Here is a 15,138-nt window from a genome sequence, read left to right on the forward strand (position 1 = left end):
CTGGCTCAGCGATGTACTCCCTCGGGCCAGACGACCTTCACGGGGCATCCACGCTCATGGGCATAGGCCACGATGTCGGCCGTGCCCCCGGGACCGCGAGCGGGCTCGCCGTCCCAAACCGCATACAGCGCATCACAGTGGTCGACCATGTACTGGCCGGCGGCCAGGTGCGCCTCGGGGGTGGAGCCCACGAACGGGAGCCGGTGCACTTTTACAGCCATGGCCAGGAAGGCGTCATAGGAGGGCCAGTGCTCGGGAGGGAGGCTTTCCCGATACTGTTCGGCCGGTACTACCACCTCAAGATCCCATCCGCACCGGGCTACCGCGCGAGCGAACATGGTGTCGGCGCCGTCGGCCAGACATGTCAAGCCCACAGCCCTGCCCCCCAGACGGTTGGCTTCGCTGCGCAGTTCGCTGGTTAGCATCTGCTCTACCTGCGGTGGGGCGTCGCGATGGCCGGTGAACGCCAGGCGGTGTAAAGACACGGCATCACTCCTCAGCTCGGGTCACGCTTCCCCGAGGGCGAGTGTCTGCACGGTGGGACGGGGCGGCGCTATAGCCGCTCACACCGGGGCGGCGCTCGTCTCACCATGGCACTCCCACGGGAACCGCACGTTTCGGTTGTTCCCCCTGCGGCGGGTCACGGTGCTAGCGCACTGGTGACATGCGTGATCAACATCTCATCGAGAGTGTCACTCTCTGGTGCCTTTGTCCGGCGGTGCCTGCGGCGGAACCGGCGCACCCGGTCGACGACTCGCTCCGACCCCAACGACGTCCCGATGCGCAAGGCCGCCGTGGCGAGCCGGAAGGCTTCGTCGGCGTCCCCGGCCTCGGCGTGGGCCTGCGCCAGTTCCACCATCAGTACCGCTTGCTGCTTAGAGCTGGACGGACCTCCCTCGAACGCCTCGGCGAAGGCGCTTCGCGCGTCATTGGGGCGGCGCAGCCGCACCGCCGCCAGCGCCCGGTAGCTCGCCACCTTGGCCTCAGTGAAGGCGAACACCCACGGCCATGGCGGTTCGGCGTTATCGTGCTGGGCCACCGAACGCTCGGCTACCGCCAACTCATGGCGCGCCGCCGCGGTGTCACCCAACGTCGCGTGGCCCAGTGCGCGCACGCACGACAGCCACGCGCGGGCGGTGGGGTGGACCGCGCCGTCGGTGTCGTCGAGTCTGCGTTGCGCCTCCGCCGCCAGGGTTAATCCCGCTTGGCCCTCCTCGGCTTCGATCTCGAAAGCGGCGAGGCTGCCGAGCATGTAGACGTCGAGGAGCCCATAGCCCGCTTGGCGCGCCCGGTCGACGGCCACCCGATAGTAGGTGCGGGCCGAACCGCTGTCGGCCATGTCGGCGTGCAGCCACGCGGCGAACCCCGCCGCCTCGCTTGAAGCGGCGGCGATCTCCGAGGCGAACGGGGTGCCTCGGGCCCGCGCCAACGTCCGGCCGGACAGCTCCAGGTGCCCGAGGGCGGCCTTGGCTAGTTCGCGCGCCGGCGACGAGGCGTCCAGGCGCCGCTGTCCCCCGGTGATGGCGTGCAGGGTGGGCGCTGTGGTCTCGTCGATGTCGCTGTTGGCCGACGCAGCCGGAAGTGGCAGCGTCGCCATGGCGACGACTTTCCCGAAATCCCTCCGTCGCGTTGTACTCGCCCCCTTGTCCTGACCCGCCGCACGCGCGTCGGCGGGGCGTGCCAGCGCTCCGGGAGCGGGGCCGTTCCCCACGCTCGCGAACCGGAGGAGGTGCACCGGGATGGTTAACCGGTGGGCGATCTTGCGAACTTGGTCGATGGTCAGCGACTGCTGGCCGTTGACGACTCGGGAGACCCAGCTTTGGGAGTAACCCAAAGCGTCGGCCAACTCCGCCTGCGACCATCCGCGGGTGACCCTGATTTGTTCGACGATCGCCGCCACGTCGCACGTGGCCAATGCGGAGACCACGTCGGGGCGTGTCCAAAACTCCTGCGGGAGTGCGCTGTCACGCTGGGGCATGAGCCTAGGCTAGGGACATCACCTGCTCTTTTGACTATGTGTATGAAAGATGAAGCTATGCGCGGTCTGCATGAGACTGTTTTTCAGGCCGGTGTCTGCGGCAGGGTCAAGAGTCGAAAGTCCCTATTCCGCAGGGGTTTCCGGTGACTGAGGAGGGTCGAGATGACTGTTGACACGCCAGCTACGGGGAGCCGTTCCCTGGCCGGAAGTGGCCACCACCTTGACAGCAACGACGTTTCGTGCAGAGGGGCACTGGCCATGCTCGCCAGCCTCGACGCTCAGTTGCGCGGTTACGGTCTGGACGTCCAGTTGGATAGCGCCATAGGCGCGGTCGACGCGATGTACAGAGCCGGTGAGCAATGGCCCGGTCCCACGGTACGCAGAGTCATCCTGCGTCCGCACCGTGGCCAACTGTGGTGGTGGCTGCGGTGGCCCTCCGAGCACGCCTGCCCCCTTGAGCACCCCGGGCAGTCGACGCTGGTACCGCTAGCGCCGGCGAGCCATACCTCCGAGGCCGTTCGACGTATCGTCGCCACGCTGCGCCCCTTCCGCGGCGGACAGGCCAACCACGCCACCGTACCGACGGCGGGCTGAGTCCGCGGGCGAGCCATATGGGAGGGCCGCCCCCGGCAGAGTGGGCGCGGGGGCGGTGCCGGTGACGGGCGTTGGGGTGGCGTTCGCAGCCCGGTCGGGCCCGCGCTCTACTCGTGCGCCGGGCTCAATTGCTCCCAAGCCAGCGTTGCCGCGCCGACGATCCCGGCCGTGTTACGCAGTTCGGCGGGCACGATGGGAGAGCGCAGCCGTAACAGCGGCAAGAAGCGGTCGGCTTTACGGCTCACCCCACCGCCCACGACGATCAGATCGGGCCACAGCAGGTTCTCCAGTGTCGAGTAGTAGCGCTGTAGCCGGGTTTCAGCCCACTCCTCATACGACAGTTTCTCGTCCTCGCGGGCGCTGGCTGCCGCCCGCTTCTCCGCGTCCTGACCGTTGATCTCCAGGTGCCCGAACTCGGTGTTGGGCACGAGGTAGCCGTCGGTGAGCAGGGCCGTGCCGATGCCGGTCCCCAGGGTGGTCAACAGCACGACCCCATTGACGTCGGCTGCGGCCCCGAAGCGGTGCTCGGCCACCGCCGCGGCGTCGGCGTCGTTGACGGCGACTACGGGGCGGCCCGTCGCCTCGGCCATGAGGTGGGCAACGTCGGTCCCGATCCAGCTTTGGTCGACGTTGGCGGCGCTGCGGGCGACACCGTGCTGCATCACGGCGGGGAACGTGATGCCCAATGGGCATTCGGGAGCCACCTGGTCGGGGAAGGACGCCGCGATCTCCGTGACCGCAGTGGCCACGGCTTCGGGAGTCGAGGGGTGGGGCGTGGCGATCTTGACACGTTCGGCCGTGAACCTCCCCGCGCGCAGATCGACGGGTGCGCCTTTGATCCCGCTGCCACCGATGTCGATACCGATGCCGACCTTCGGCGCCGTCTTGTCCATGGCTGTCGTTGCCTTTCTACGTCCAAGGGGTGGGCATATCCCACCCCCTGCCCATTCAATCGCGGCCGGCCGCGGCCAGCCGCGCGCCGGGCATCGGTCTGCGCTGCTCGATTACAGCGTGGCAGGTCAGGGCCGATACGCTGAGCGACCGTCTCCGGCAGTGACTGATCGACGCGACGAAAGACGAGGACAAGTGACCGGCATTCACGGCCGCCGCGGGCCGTTGCAAGACGGCGACACCGTGCAGTTGACCGACCCCAAGGGGCGGATGCACACCATCACCCTGCGCACCGGGGCGGCGTTCCACACCCATCGGGGCAGCCTGAGCCACGACGATCTCATCGGCGCTCCCGAGGGAAGCGTCGTCACGTCTGGCTCCGGTACCGCCTACGTGGCACTGCGCCCGCTACTGGCCGATTTCACGCTGTCGATGAAGCGCGGTGCCACCATCGTCTACCCCAAGGACGCCGCGCAGATCGTGGCGCAGGCCGATATCTTTCCGGGCGCGCGGGTCATCGAGGCCGGGGCCGGCTCCGGCTCGCTGTCGTGCTGGCTGCTGCGGGCGGTCGGCGAGGAGGGCAGGGTCTTCTCCTATGAGCGTCGTGCCGATTTCGCCGAGATCGCCCGAACCAACGTCGAGCGTTATTTCGGCACGGAGCACCCCGCCTGGAGTCTCACGGTGGGCGATCTCGCCACCGACCTCGTCGAGACCGACGTCGACCGGGTCGTCTTGGACATGCTCGCGCCGTGGGAATGCCTGGACTCCGTGGCCAAGGCGCTGGTTCCCGGCGGTCTCGTCTGCGTTTACGTCGCCACCACCACGCAGGTCTCCAGCACCGTCGAAGCTATGCGCGAACACGGTTCCTTCTTCGAGCCGCATGCGTGGGAGACCATGGTGCGCAACTGGCATGTCGAGGGGCTGGCGGTGCGGCCCGACCACCGCATGATCGGCCACACCGGCTTTCTGGTGACCGCTCGCCGCCTCGCTGAGGGGGTCCGTCCCCCCGAGCGTCGCCGTCGGCCCGCCAAGGCGGCCTCCGCGCAGCAGGCGCGCGCGTCCGATACCGGCCAGTCGGCCCCCTCGGCTGGGTCGTCCCGCCCCTCCGGACAGGAGGCACCCCCCGAAGAGGCCACGTCGACGGCTGCACACGGCGGTGACGGCGACGTCCCCGCATCGGCGGGGTAGCGGTTTCACCTGGACGTCCCGGTCGCGGTGCGATTGCTGGCTGTGGCCGCCAAACACAATATTACGTTCTTATTACGCCTGCTGTCCCTACCAGCCAGATCGCGGGATTCTCAAGGTCGGAAAGTGAGTCCTTCGACACTCGGTGCCGCCTACAGGTTAGGAATAGCAGAGGGGTAGGTAGGGTTTCGAGTAGTCGTCCTCTTATAGGGAGGTGGCGGACGTGGCCGATCGCGACGACGAGCGTCAGACGGAGCGCGACCGTGAGGTTTCCGATCTCACGGCCCAGGTCTCCTATTTGGAAAAGGAACTCAGCGTAGTCCGGCGCAAGCTCGCCGATTCCCCTCGCCACGTACGGCTGCTCGAAGACAGGCTCCGGGAGGCACAGGCCAATCTGGCCGCCGCCAATGGGCAAAACGAGCGCCTCGTGGCCACGCTGAAGGAAGCCCGAGACCAGATCGTGGCGCTGAAAGAGGAGGTCGACCGGTTGGCCCAGCCGCCTTCCGGCTTCGGCGTCTTCCTCGGCAAGCGCGAAGATGACACCATCGAGATCTTCACCAATGGCCGCAAGATGCGGGTCAACGTCAGTCCCTCGATTGACGTCGACAAGCTGCGCCCCGGCCAGGAGGTCATGCTCAACGAGGCCTTCAATGTGGTCGAGGCCCAGTCTTTCGAGACCGTTGGTGAAGTCGTCATGCTCAAGGAGGTCCTTGAGGACGGCGAGCGAGCCCTCGTCATCTCCAACCATGACGAGGAAAAGATCGTTCGGATGGCCGAACCGCTGCGGGATCAGCCCGTGCGGGCGGGGGACTCCCTCCTGCTGGAATCGCGTTCGGGCTATGTCTACGAGCGCATCCCCAAGTCGGAGGTCGAGGAGCTGATCCTCGAAGAGGTCCCCGACATCGCCTACACCGACATCGGCGGCCTCGGCGGGCAGATCGAGATGATCCGTGACGCCGTCGAACTGCCCTACCTGCACAAGAACCTCTTCTACGAGCACGAGCTGCGCCCGCCCAAGGGTGTGCTGCTCTACGGTCCTCCCGGCTGTGGTAAGACGCTCATCGCCAAGGCGGTGGCCAACTCGCTGGCCACGCAGGTGGCCGAGCGCACCGGTCGCGACGTCGGCAAGAGCTTCTTCCTCAACATCAAGGGGCCGGAGCTACTCAACAAGTACGTCGGTGAGACCGAGCGCCACATCCGGCTGGTGTTCCAACGGGCCCGTGAGAAGGCCAGCGAGGGCACCCCGGTCATCGTGTTCTTCGACGAGATGGACTCCATTTTCCGCACGCGCGGCTCGGGGGTCTCCAGTGATGTCGAGAACACGATCGTGCCGCAGTTGCTCAGCGAGATCGACGGTGTCGAAGGCCTGGAGAACGTCATCGTCATAGGCGCCTCCAACCGCGAGGACATGATCGACCCCGCGATCCTGCGGCCGGGCCGGCTCGACGTCAAGATCAAGATCGAGCGTCCCGACGCCGAGGCGGCGCGCGACATCTTCGCCAAGTACATCACCCCGGACCTGCCCCTGCACGCCGATGATCTCGCCGAGCACGGGGGATCGCGACAGGCCACGGTCGACGCCATGATCCAGCGGGTCGTGGAGCGCATGTACGGCGAAACCGAGGAGAACCGGTTCCTGGAGGTCACCTACGCCAACGGGGACAAGGAAGTCCTGTACTTCAAGGACTTCAACTCCGGAGCCATGATCGAAAACATTGTCGACCGCGCCAAGAAGATGGCGATCAAGGACCTCATCGACTCCAACATCAGGGGACTGCGGGTCTCGCATCTGTTGCAGGCCTGTGTCGACGAGTTCAGCGAGAACGAGGACCTGCCCAACACCACCAACCCCGACGACTGGGCTCGCATCTCCGGCAAGAAGGGCGAGCGCATCGTCTACATCCGCACGCTGGTCTCGGGCAAGAAGGGCGCCGACTCCGGTCGCTCCATCGACACCGTGGCCAACACTGGCCAGTACCTGTAGCCCGCGCGGCGGTACAGGGCATCGGTCGCGCCGCGCCGGCCAAAGCCGGCGCGGCGCGCCGCGTTGAAGCACGTCACTAGGGTTCGACAGTGCGTGGCCGCATGTGTGCGAACTGTATTCTGGTGACACCTAATCAGCCACAATTCGCCAACGCGCGTTCGAAAGCCAGCAACCATGGATAGCCTTCTTACATGAGTGTGCGGCGGATTATGGGCATCGAGACCGAGTACGGCATCTCCGTGCCCGGCAATCCCGGTGCCAACGCGATGGTGACCTCGACCCAGGTGGTCAATGCCTACCTGGCGGCTTCGGCCGCCCGGGCACGCAAGGCTCGCTGGGACTTTGAGGAGGAGAACCCCCTGCGCGACGCGCGTGGGTTCGACCTCGCTCGTGAGGTCGCCGACCCCACCCAACTCACCGATGAAGACCTCGGACTCGCCAATGTCATATTGACCAACGGCGCGCGGCTCTACGTCGATCACGCCCACCCCGAGTACTCCGCGCCCGAGGTCACCAACCCGCTGGACGCCGTGCTGTGGGACAAGGCCGGTGAGCGCGTCATGGCCGATGCCTGCCAGCGCGCCTCGACCATTCCCGGTGTCGAGCCCATCCAGCTCTACAAGAACAACACCGACAACAAGGGCGCCTCCTATGGCTGTCATGAGAACTACCTCATGCGCCGGGCGACCCCTTTCGCCGACATCGTCCGTCATCTGATCCCGTTCTTTGTCTCACGCCAGGTCATCTGCGGGGCCGGCCGGGTCGGTATCGGGGCCGACGGCCGCGACAGTGGCTTCCAGATCAGTCAGCGTGCCGACTTCTTCGAGGTTGAGGTGGGGCTGGAGACCACGCTCAAGCGGCCCATCATCAACACCCGAGACGAGCCGCACGCCGACCCCGACCGGTATCGGCGGCTCCACGTGATCATTGGCGACGCCAACATGAGCGAGGTCGCCACCTATCTCAAGCTCGGTACCACCTCGCTGGTGCTGTCGATGATCGAGGACGGTTTCATCAACGCCGACCTGGCGTTGGAGACGCCGGTGGCCGACCTCAGAGCCATCTCCCACGATCCGTCGCTGACCCACACCGTTCGGCTGCGCGACGGGCGCCGGATGACCGCACTGCAACTCCAGCACGAGTACCTCGACCAGGCCCGCAAGTACGCCGAGGACCGTCTCGGCGCCGACATCGACCCCGATACCGCTGACGTGCTCGACCGCTGGGAAAGCACGCTCACCCGGCTCGACGAAGACCCCATGCAGCTCGCCACGGAACTGGACTGGGTGGCCAAGCTCCAGATCCTGGAGGGCTACCGCAGCCGTGACGGCATCGACTGGGGCCACCACCGGCTCCAGTTGGTCGACCTCCAGTACTCCGACGTACGCCAGGACAAGGGGCTGTACAACCGGGTCGCAGCGCGCGGCCGGATGAAGCGTATGGTCGCCGAAGAGGATGTGCAGCGGGCTATCGTCGAACCGCCCACCGACACCCGTGCCTACTTCCGCGGGCGCTGCCTCGCCAAGTATGCCGATGCGGTGGCAGCGGCCTCATGGGACTCGGTGATCTTCGACCTTCCCGGGCACGACTCGCTACAGCGCGTCCCCACCCTGGAGCCGCTGCGGGGCACCAAGGACCACGTGGAGTCCCTCCTGGAGCGTTCACCGACCGCGGTCGATCTGGTTGCCGTGCTGACGGGACAACGCAATTAGCAAGCGTGCGGCGGGCGGCTCGCTCACCAGTTGTGTATCGAGCCGTCCCGCAGCCGGTTCACCGGCAGGTATCTCGGCTCGTAGGGATAGCGGGCTGCGGCCGTCCCCTCGACCGCTCTCCCCAAGCCGGGGGCGTCGCCGGGTTGGGGAGAGCGGCCCTCGTTGACGGTGTAGCCCACTGTGAACACCTCCTGCCAAGGCTCCAGGTGACCCGTGTACTCCTTGGATTCCGACGTTGGGGATGGCCATGTCCAGGTGGAGCGCAGCCGCGAACGAGATGGGGGAGAGGTCGCCGGCGCCGTGCGAGCCCGAGCACGCCCCGTACAGGTGCGTGCGGTCGAAAGGCCGACTCCGCCGCGTTCTTCCACCTCGACCACCGGTTTCATTCAGGTGCTGTTCGACGTCGCGGGCCACGCCGGCGCGGGCGAGGTGGCTCGGCGCGCCCGCCCCGACATGGATCGCATCCGCAGACTCGCTACTTCCGACCACCTCCGGCCCCGCTCACCTGTTCGCCGAGCACCGCAGTGTCGTCGAAGCGATCGCCGCCGGCGATCTGGCCACTGGTGAGGCCGTCCCCCGGAGGGCACCTGCGTGCCGTTCTCGACACCGTCGAGACCGTCCGTGCCCGCTGCCCCGACTGACTATCGCGGTGGCCCTAGACCAACAGTCCGATGCCAAGGGTTAGCGTCGCGGCGAACAGCGAGGCCGCGCCGAGGTAGACCAGCCACAACAGCGCATTGGGGCGTTTCGCGCGCGGCGAGGCCACGGACAGGAAGAAACCCAGCGGCATGAGGATCGGTGGGGCCACCAGCATCAACCTCACCACCGTGCTCCACGGCTCGCCCAATCCGGCCAGGGCCACATAGGGCACCGTGACCAAGGCGAAGAGTACGAGTACACCGGCATGGGCGTGTCCGGCGGTGAACATGCTGCGCCGCATGGGGTTGTCGAGGTAACCCGGTGTGGCCCGGGTGAGGAAGTACAGCAGCGAGTAGCCGCCCCACACGACGAGGGGAACCGTGATGAGCAAAATGCCGACCGTACTCTGCGCTGTCGTGGACATGACGACCTCCAATTGGATAGTTTCACTCGCCAATATTAGAGAGTTTTACTATCCAGTCAATTTGTCGTCGTTTATCACCTCGTGCCCAGTGCGCTCGGAACTGGACGGCCGGTGTGGTTCCAGGCAGGCGGAGGCGTAGGGAGCAGTGAGCGTTTGCTCCGCGCCGCAGGCCCGCAAGCCCTCGGCCGCGGCCGAGGGCTTGCGGGCCGAGTCGGCCGTTGACGCTGGGGCGCCGAATCGATGCGCCGGCGCGGCCAGGCCGCGAAACCGCCGGCGGCCTCGTCACGGCGGGCGGGACGCACCACCGTGATGACCGGCGCGGCCATGTCGGTAGCGCAAGCGGTCCCGGCGAAGCCCTTGCCGAACGCGGCTGTGGTGTCCGGCCAGAGCGGAGGGGCAGCCGGTGCGGCCCCGCCCGGTTTGGCCGCCGACTGTAGGTCAACCACGACAGCAGACGGGGCAACGGGGCCCTCACGAGGGCAGGGGCCACGCCCAGCCGGTGGCGCGCGCCGGGCGGGGCCAGCCAGTACCTGGGCCACAGTCACTCGATCGCGGGGAGCATCCCCAGTTCGCTGTCCCAGCGTGCGAGCCGGTCCAAGCCGGTCGCGGTCCTTGGTGGTCCCCACCTCAAGATGTCAGGGCGCTGGGCGAGGTCGCGCCGCTCCAGCGCCGCCGTCGCACCGGCAGGCCAGGGCGGCACTGCCCGCATGAGCGGGGCGGCTCCGCCCTGGGGCGCCCTCGGGCAAGGGCGCCGGCGCAGGACGTGCAAGCGCGGCCGCCCCGCTGGACCGCCGTCTCCGCCGCCGATCCACCAGTGCGCCGCCGTCGGGATCGTGGCGTGGTCCCAGCGGCTCCAGGAACGTTCCTCGGACGCGCCCTACATCCGCCCACGGATGCACGCCGGGCCCGCCGCACCGCCACGAGACGGTCGCCGCCGGGACCGGCGGCCGCTCCCCGCTGCGCGCAGCCCTTCCTGTGGGCTCGGCGGTTCGGCACTGGGCAGCCACCGCCGCGACCGCCCTCAGCCGGCTCCTCCGATCACAGGGCCGCCCGGGTCGATAGCCGTCGCGCGGCGGTGTGTGGCGCCCCCCGCCGAGACGTTCGGCTCGGCGACGCGCTCTCAAACGTTGATGCGTCCACCGACCTCGTCCACCGAGTCGGCGTCCTCGTCATCGAACCACAGGCCACCTTCGCCGAGGTAGCGGAAATGCAGGTCGGTGCCTGCCGGCACGGTCACAACCGCGCTACGCATGCCGTTGCTGCGCGTCACGAGCGGATGGGCGGTGGGGTCCCACTCATTGAAGCTGCCCACCACCGACACGGGCCCGGCCGGCTCCCCCAACGGCAGCGTGAACGTCACCCTGCAACGGCCGTCCTTTCCCGGTTTCCCGCGCTTGATCATGAATGATTCCCCCTGAGTCACATTCGGCATGACCGCCGGGACGTGGAGCACCCTGGTCGAGCCCCGACCCCCGTCTGAGCCCAAGTTTCGCCTACCGGCCACGCTGATCCAGGTAAAGACACGCGAATCCGGCACCCTCCCTCCGTGGGATGTCGGCTTCCCGCCGCTGTGCCTGCTCATAACCCCCTTACCCGTCGGTGCGGCGCCCGTCGCCGCGACACCGCCCGCTCCGGAGACGGCCCGGCGTGGCCGGCGTTCGCGCAGTGAGCGCGACTTCTTCCGCAATAGCCTGCACATGTCGGTGAGGTGAGCCATCCTGGAGAAAAGGGGAAGGAGTTGTGGTCTGTGAGCGACACCGGCGATGTGTGGAGCGCCATCGATTTCGAGACGGCCAATTCCCACCCGGGCAGCGTGTGCTCGGTGGGGCTGGTGCGGATCTGCGGCGGCGAGATCGTCGCCCGCAGCACTACCGTTGTGCGCCCGCCGCGGCCGGTCGACTGGTTCGCTCGGTTCAACATCGAGTTTCACGGCATCACCCCAGCACACGTTGCTGACGCTCCCGAGTGGCCGGAGGTTTTCGACCACATCCTCGACTTCGCCGCCGGCGCTCCGCTGGTGGCGCACAACGCCACCTTCGACATGGGGGTGATCCGCTCGGCCTGCGCCCAGGCGGGACTTTCATGGCCAGAGCTGCCCTACACGTGCAGCCTGGCCACGGCGCGCCGTGTCTGGCGCGACCTGCCCGACTACAAGCTGCCCACCGTATGCGCGCGTATCGGTCACGAGCTGCTACGTCACCACAGTGCCGACGCCGACGCCGAGGCCGCCGCCCAGATCATGCTCGCCGCGCTGGCCGAGCACGGCGTCTCCTCGCTACCCGAACTCGCCGCGCGCACTGGTGCTTTGCTGCGGACGCTGCCCGCCGGAACCGCCTCCGCCGCGCCCGGGCCGGCAGCGGTGGCTCCCAGCGACCGTTTCGCACGGTGGCGCGAGGAGAGCCGTGCCCCGCTGCCCGCCCCCGATCCCGGCGCCGACCCCTCCGGACCGCTGTATGGGCGCACCGTCTGTGTCTCCGGTGAACTGCGGGAGCTGTCCAAACTTGAGGCGTGGCAGCGCATCGCTGCCGCCGGTGGCCACCCCGCCAAGAACGTCACCCGCCGCACCGATGTCCTCGTCATCGGTGCGGCCACCGCGGCCAAGACCGAAAAGCAGCGCCGCGCCGAGACCTATGCGGCCAAGGGGCAAGACATCGCGATCGTCACCGAGGCCACGTTTCTCGCCGATCTCCTCGCCTCGCCCAGCCGCCTGCCTCACCGGTGACGCCTGTCCGGGCGCCGTCCCCGACTGGGCCACGGCGCCCCAGGTCGCGCATACTTGCCTCCCCGCCGGGCAGCAGTGCAGGTATGTCCGACATCACGTTGCGCAGTTCCGCATTCGGCGACCACGACACCATCCCGGCGGCCTACTCGCACCAGGCCGGCGACACCTCGCCGCCGCTGGAGTGGTCCGGCGTCCCCGACGGCACCGCTGAACTCGTGCTGACCTGTGAAGATCCTGATGCGCCCGTGGGGACGTTCGTCCACTGGCTGCTGGCCGGTATCCCCGCCCAAACCAGCGGTCTCGGCCCCGGCGAGCGGCCCGAAGGGGCGACGGAGGGCACCAACGACTACGGTTTCCAAGGCTACGGCGGCCCCCAGCCGCCGGTGGGCGACCCGCCGCACCGCTACTTCTTCCACGTTTACGCCTGCCAACACCCGCTCGACCTGCAATCGGGCTACTCTAGCGACCAGTTGCGCAGCCAGCTCCGTGACAACGCGGTCGCCAGCGGCACTTTGGTCGGCCATTTCGCCCGCTAGCCCCGCCGCTCCCGCACAGCACAGCGGGCCTCGTCGCTTCTGTCACGTGGGGAACCGAACATCCCCTTCACACGTTTCGGACGTGTGTACGGGTTCCCTCCTGGGTAACTCGGCAGAACAAGCGTCGCAAAGACGGTTCAGCAGGGGGCCGATGGGCCAATATAAGGGGCGAGGGCCCCGATAGTGTCCCGACGGTGCCCGACACGGAGGTTGCAAATGGCGACGAAGGACAGTGGCGGTCAGAAGCACACCAGCCGGCGCGAAAACGAATCCGAAGAGGTCGAAGCCAGCACTGACGCCCAGGAGCGCAACGAGAAGCTCACCGAGGACGTCGACGACATCCTCGACGAGATCGACGACGTGCTGGAAACCAACAGCGAGGACTTCGTGCGGCAGTTCGTGCAAAAGGGTGGACAGTAGCCGCACGGCCCCTCTGGTAGGCCGCTGACCGCTCCGGCGCCGTGGTGCTCACGCACCACGGCGGTCCGGTTGCGCTCACGGCCCCGGCCGGTAGTGGCGACGTCGCGCCGCCGCGATTTTTCGTCGTGTCGGCGTTGACGTGGCCCTTGGCCGGTGCTCTCTCCCGGCAGCGGGTGCCGCCCGCAGTTCGCCCACAGCGAGATAGGAGGCTGCGGCCCCACACTGGCCACCGTCCTCAGTAGGGTCACAACCACGAGTCGACAACCGGCCCGACAACAAAGACCATCGCGCCGTGCTCACCCCTCGGCTCGGGTGCGGCGCTACCGAAGGGAGTCGCGTGTCTGAAGCGTTCGAGGGCGGCGGACGGCTGCCCGCAGCGTTCATGAACCCCGGTACATCGTCGTTTGTCGACTTCCTCCGTGCGACGAGTCCGGAGTTGCTTCCAGGCGGGCGCGAACTGCCCGAGGGCGGTTCCTCCTCTCATCTCACCCCGGAAGCCACCACGATCGTGGCCCTCACCTTCGCCGGTGGTGTGGTGCTGGCCGGCGACCGCCGTGCCACCTCTGGCAACGTCATCGCCAACCGCGACGTCGACAAGCTCTTCCGTGCCGACGAGTACAGTGCCGTCGCCATCGCCGGTGCGGCCGGCATCGGCATCGAGCTCGCCAAGCTGTTCCAGGTGGAGTTGGAGCACTACGAGAAGCGGGAGAGCCGGCCGCTGTCGCTGGAGGGCAAGGCCAACCGGCTGGCCGCTATGGTCCGCAGCAACCTCGGCATGGCCATGCAGGGCTTCGTCGTGGTTCCGCTGCTCGTCGGCTACGACGAGGCCAGCGGGGAGGGGCGGATCTTCAGCTACGACGCCGTCGGTGGGCAGTACGAGGAGATGCGCCACCACTCCATCGGCTCGGGCTCGGTCTATGCCCGCGGTGCGTTGAAGAAGCTCTACCGCGAAGGTCTCACCGAGGATGACGCCGTTCTCGTGGCGTTGCAGGCACTCTACGACGCCGCTGACGACGATTCCGCCACGGGCGGCCCCGACGTGCACCGCAAGATCTACCCCTTGGTCGATGTCATCAACGACGACGGGTACCGCCGGCTCCCCGCTGCGGAAGTCGCTCAGGTCGCCGAGTCGGTGGTCCAGGAGCGTGCCGAGCGTCCCGACGGTCCCGCCGCCCCGTTGCGCTGACCCCTCCCGCCCCGCCCGTTGGTCGGTGGCCCTTCCCACCAGGGCACCGGCCCGACCAGTAAAGGAAAAGATCCGCGGTGTCGATGCCGTTCTACGTCTCGCCCGAACAGGTCATGAAGGACAAGGCGGACTACGCGCGCAAAGGAATCGCGCGTGGCCGCAGCGCCGTCGTGCTCCAGTACGACCAGGGCATCCTGTTCGTGGCCGACAACATGTCCCGCACCCTGCACAAGATCAGCGAACTCTACGACCGCATCGCCTTCGCCGCGGTGGGCCGCTACAACGAGTTCGAGAACCTGCGGCTGGCCGGGGTCCGCTACGCCGACTCCCACGGTTACGCCTTCGACCGTCGCGACGTCACCGGCCGCATGCTCGCCAACGCCTACGCCCAGACCCTGGGCACCGTCTTCACCGAGAGCAGCAAGCCGTGGGAGGTCGAGATCGTTGTCGCCGAGGTGGGCGACAGCTCCGACAGCGACCAGATCTACCGCGTCACCTTCGACGGCTCCGTGGTCGACGAGCGCAACTTCGTGGCGATGGGCGGCTCGGCCGATCAGGTCGCCACCGCTTTGAAGGAGCGCTACACCAAGGGCTCCTCGCTGTCCCAAGCCATGTCCGCGGCTATGCATGCCCTCGCTCACGAGAACGGGGAGCGCCGTGAGCTGGAACAAGGCAGCCTCGAAGTCGCCGTGCTCGATCGCGCCCGGGAGCACCGCAAGTTTCGTCGAGTGCAGGGTCAGCGGCTCACCCGCCTCATCGAGGAGGCGCGTCCGGCCGGCGGCCACGCCACATCCTCCACCGCCAGCGACAGTAGTGACAGCAGCGACAGCGGCCAGGGGGGAGGCGACAGCGCCGATTCCTGACAGC

17 protein-coding genes are annotated in these 15,138 nt (G+C 67.7%); 10 read left to right on the forward strand and 7 right to left on the reverse strand.

Translation table 11 applies throughout. From position 1 onward, the window contains the following. Positions 1-5 precede the first annotated feature (5 nt). Both ABD848_RS03560 and ABD848_RS03565 read right to left on the reverse strand, forming a co-directional pair. Positions 6-425, reverse strand: coding sequence for a hypothetical protein (locus tag ABD848_RS03560; RefSeq protein ID WP_344967343.1), 420 nt, complete (start codon positions 423-425; stop codon positions 6-8). 215 nt (positions 426-640) lie between these two features. Further along, positions 641-1,978, reverse strand: coding sequence for a helix-turn-helix domain-containing protein (locus ABD848_RS03565; RefSeq protein WP_344967194.1), 1,338 nt, complete (start codon positions 1,976-1,978; stop codon positions 641-643). A 162-nt stretch (positions 1,979-2,140) separates the two neighbouring features. On the opposite strand from ABD848_RS03565, the gene ABD848_RS03570 reads away from it, so the two are divergent. Beyond that, a complete protein-coding gene (locus ABD848_RS03570) occupies positions 2,141-2,572 on the forward strand; it encodes a hypothetical protein (protein WP_344967196.1) in 432 nt (143 codons plus the stop codon). A 107-nt stretch (positions 2,573-2,679) separates the two neighbouring features. On the opposite strand, the gene ppgK is transcribed toward ABD848_RS03570, so the two are convergent. Continuing rightward, a complete protein-coding gene (ppgK, locus tag ABD848_RS03575; RefSeq protein ID WP_344967198.1) occupies positions 2,680-3,465 on the reverse strand; it encodes a polyphosphate--glucose phosphotransferase in 786 nt (261 codons plus the stop codon). A gap of 193 nt (positions 3,466-3,658) precedes the next feature. Here ppgK and ABD848_RS03580 point away from each other — a divergent pair, with 193 nt between their 5' ends. From ABD848_RS03580 to dop, 3 genes are all read left to right on the forward strand, one after another. Then, positions 3,659-4,651: a tRNA (adenine-N1)-methyltransferase gene (locus ABD848_RS03580; RefSeq protein WP_344967200.1), complete on the forward strand. Its 993-nt coding sequence runs from the start codon at positions 3,659-3,661 to the stop codon at positions 4,649-4,651. A 211-nt stretch (positions 4,652-4,862) separates the two neighbouring features. Continuing rightward, positions 4,863-6,632 (forward strand): proteasome ATPase, encoded by a 1,770-nt coding sequence (arc, locus tag ABD848_RS03585; RefSeq protein WP_344967202.1) that lies wholly within the window; start codon positions 4,863-4,865, stop codon positions 6,630-6,632. Between the two features lie 191 nt (positions 6,633-6,823). Beyond that, complete coding sequence (gene dop, locus ABD848_RS03590; protein WP_344967204.1) at positions 6,824-8,344, forward strand: depupylase/deamidase Dop; 1,521 nt, start codon at positions 6,824-6,826, stop codon at positions 8,342-8,344. Positions 8,345-8,367: 23 nt separating this feature from the next. Here the strand turns inward: dop and ABD848_RS03595 are convergent, their stop codons facing one another. The 4 genes from ABD848_RS03595 to ABD848_RS03610 all read right to left on the reverse strand — a co-directional run bounded on the left by ABD848_RS03595 (position 8,368) and on the right by ABD848_RS03610 (position 10,809). Beyond that, on the reverse strand, positions 8,368-8,730 hold the full coding sequence (locus ABD848_RS03595; protein WP_344967206.1) for a hypothetical protein: 363 nt from the start codon (positions 8,728-8,730) through the stop codon (positions 8,368-8,370). A 269-nt stretch (positions 8,731-8,999) separates the two neighbouring features. After that, positions 9,000-9,407 carry a hypothetical protein gene (locus tag ABD848_RS03600; protein ID WP_344967208.1) on the reverse strand — a complete coding sequence of 136 codons (408 nt, stop codon included), beginning with the start codon at positions 9,405-9,407 and terminating at the stop codon, positions 9,000-9,002. A gap of 541 nt (positions 9,408-9,948) precedes the next feature. Then, complete coding sequence (locus tag ABD848_RS03605) at positions 9,949-10,116, reverse strand: hypothetical protein (protein WP_344967210.1); 168 nt, start codon at positions 10,114-10,116, stop codon at positions 9,949-9,951. 411 nt (positions 10,117-10,527) lie between these two features. Continuing rightward, positions 10,528-10,809, reverse strand: a complete 282-nt coding sequence (locus ABD848_RS03610; RefSeq protein ID WP_344967212.1) for an isoamylase early set domain-containing protein — start codon at positions 10,807-10,809, stop codon at positions 10,528-10,530. A 28-nt stretch (positions 10,810-10,837) separates the two neighbouring features. On the opposite strand from ABD848_RS03610, the gene ABD848_RS03615 reads away from it, so the two are divergent. From ABD848_RS03615 to prcA, 6 genes are all read left to right on the forward strand, one after another. Continuing rightward, positions 10,838-11,119 carry a hypothetical protein gene (locus ABD848_RS03615; protein ID WP_344967214.1) on the forward strand — a complete coding sequence of 94 codons (282 nt, stop codon included), beginning with the start codon at positions 10,838-10,840 and terminating at the stop codon, positions 11,117-11,119. 35 nt (positions 11,120-11,154) lie between these two features. Continuing rightward, positions 11,155-12,129, forward strand: a complete 975-nt coding sequence (locus ABD848_RS03620; protein ID WP_344967216.1) for an exonuclease domain-containing protein — start codon at positions 11,155-11,157, stop codon at positions 12,127-12,129. A gap of 83 nt (positions 12,130-12,212) precedes the next feature. Then, on the forward strand, positions 12,213-12,665 hold the full coding sequence (locus tag ABD848_RS03625) for a YbhB/YbcL family Raf kinase inhibitor-like protein (RefSeq protein ID WP_344967218.1): 453 nt from the start codon (positions 12,213-12,215) through the stop codon (positions 12,663-12,665). Positions 12,666-12,881: 216 nt separating this feature from the next. Next, entirely contained in the window at positions 12,882-13,085 is a 204-nt protein-coding gene (locus ABD848_RS03630; protein ID WP_344967220.1) for a ubiquitin-like protein Pup, read from the forward strand. A 337-nt stretch (positions 13,086-13,422) separates the two neighbouring features. Further along, positions 13,423-14,271, forward strand: coding sequence for a proteasome subunit beta (prcB, locus tag ABD848_RS03635; protein ID WP_344967222.1), 849 nt, complete (start codon positions 13,423-13,425; stop codon positions 14,269-14,271). Positions 14,272-14,354: 83 nt separating this feature from the next. Then, on the forward strand, positions 14,355-15,134 hold the full coding sequence (gene prcA, locus ABD848_RS03640) for a proteasome subunit alpha (protein ID WP_344967345.1): 780 nt from the start codon (positions 14,355-14,357) through the stop codon (positions 15,132-15,134). Positions 15,135-15,138: the final 4 nt, after the last annotated feature.

The sequence above is a fragment of the Salinactinospora qingdaonensis genome, assembly GCF_039539445.1.
Taxonomy (GTDB): Bacteria; Actinomycetota; Actinomycetes; order Streptosporangiales; family Streptosporangiaceae; genus Salinactinospora; species Salinactinospora qingdaonensis.

What these genes read in the sequence shown, in the direction of transcription:
- ABD848_RS03560 (WP_344967343.1), bottom strand. Translation starts at nt 425, where the DNA reads ATGCTAACCAGCGAACTGCGCAGCGAAGCCAACCGTCTGGGGGGCAGG.
- ABD848_RS03565 (WP_344967194.1), bottom strand. Translation starts at nt 1,978, where the DNA reads ATGCCCCAGCGTGACAGCGCACTCCCGCAGGAGTTTTGGACACGCCCC.
- ABD848_RS03570 (WP_344967196.1), top strand. Translation starts at nt 2,141, where the DNA reads ATGACTGTTGACACGCCAGCTACGGGGAGCCGTTCCCTGGCCGGAAGT.
- ppgK (WP_344967198.1), bottom strand. Translation starts at nt 3,465, where the DNA reads ATGGACAAGACGGCGCCGAAGGTCGGCATCGGTATCGACATCGGTGGC.
- dop (WP_344967204.1), top strand. Translation starts at nt 6,824, where the DNA reads ATGAGTGTGCGGCGGATTATGGGCATCGAGACCGAGTACGGCATCTCC.
- ABD848_RS03595 (WP_344967206.1), bottom strand. Translation starts at nt 8,730, where the DNA reads ATGAAACCGGTGGTCGAGGTGGAAGAACGCGGCGGAGTCGGCCTTTCG.
- ABD848_RS03600 (WP_344967208.1), bottom strand. Translation starts at nt 9,407, where the DNA reads ATGTCCACGACAGCGCAGAGTACGGTCGGCATTTTGCTCATCACGGTT.
- ABD848_RS03605 (WP_344967210.1), bottom strand. Translation starts at nt 10,116, where the DNA reads ATGCGGGCAGTGCCGCCCTGGCCTGCCGGTGCGACGGCGGCGCTGGAG.
- ABD848_RS03610 (WP_344967212.1), bottom strand. Translation starts at nt 10,809, where the DNA reads ATGATCAAGCGCGGGAAACCGGGAAAGGACGGCCGTTGCAGGGTGACG.
- ABD848_RS03615 (WP_344967214.1), top strand. Translation starts at nt 10,838, where the DNA reads ATGACCGCCGGGACGTGGAGCACCCTGGTCGAGCCCCGACCCCCGTCT.
- ABD848_RS03625 (WP_344967218.1), top strand. Translation starts at nt 12,213, where the DNA reads ATGTCCGACATCACGTTGCGCAGTTCCGCATTCGGCGACCACGACACC.
- ABD848_RS03630 (WP_344967220.1), top strand. Translation starts at nt 12,882, where the DNA reads ATGGCGACGAAGGACAGTGGCGGTCAGAAGCACACCAGCCGGCGCGAA.
- prcA (WP_344967345.1), top strand. Translation starts at nt 14,355, where the DNA reads ATGCCGTTCTACGTCTCGCCCGAACAGGTCATGAAGGACAAGGCGGAC.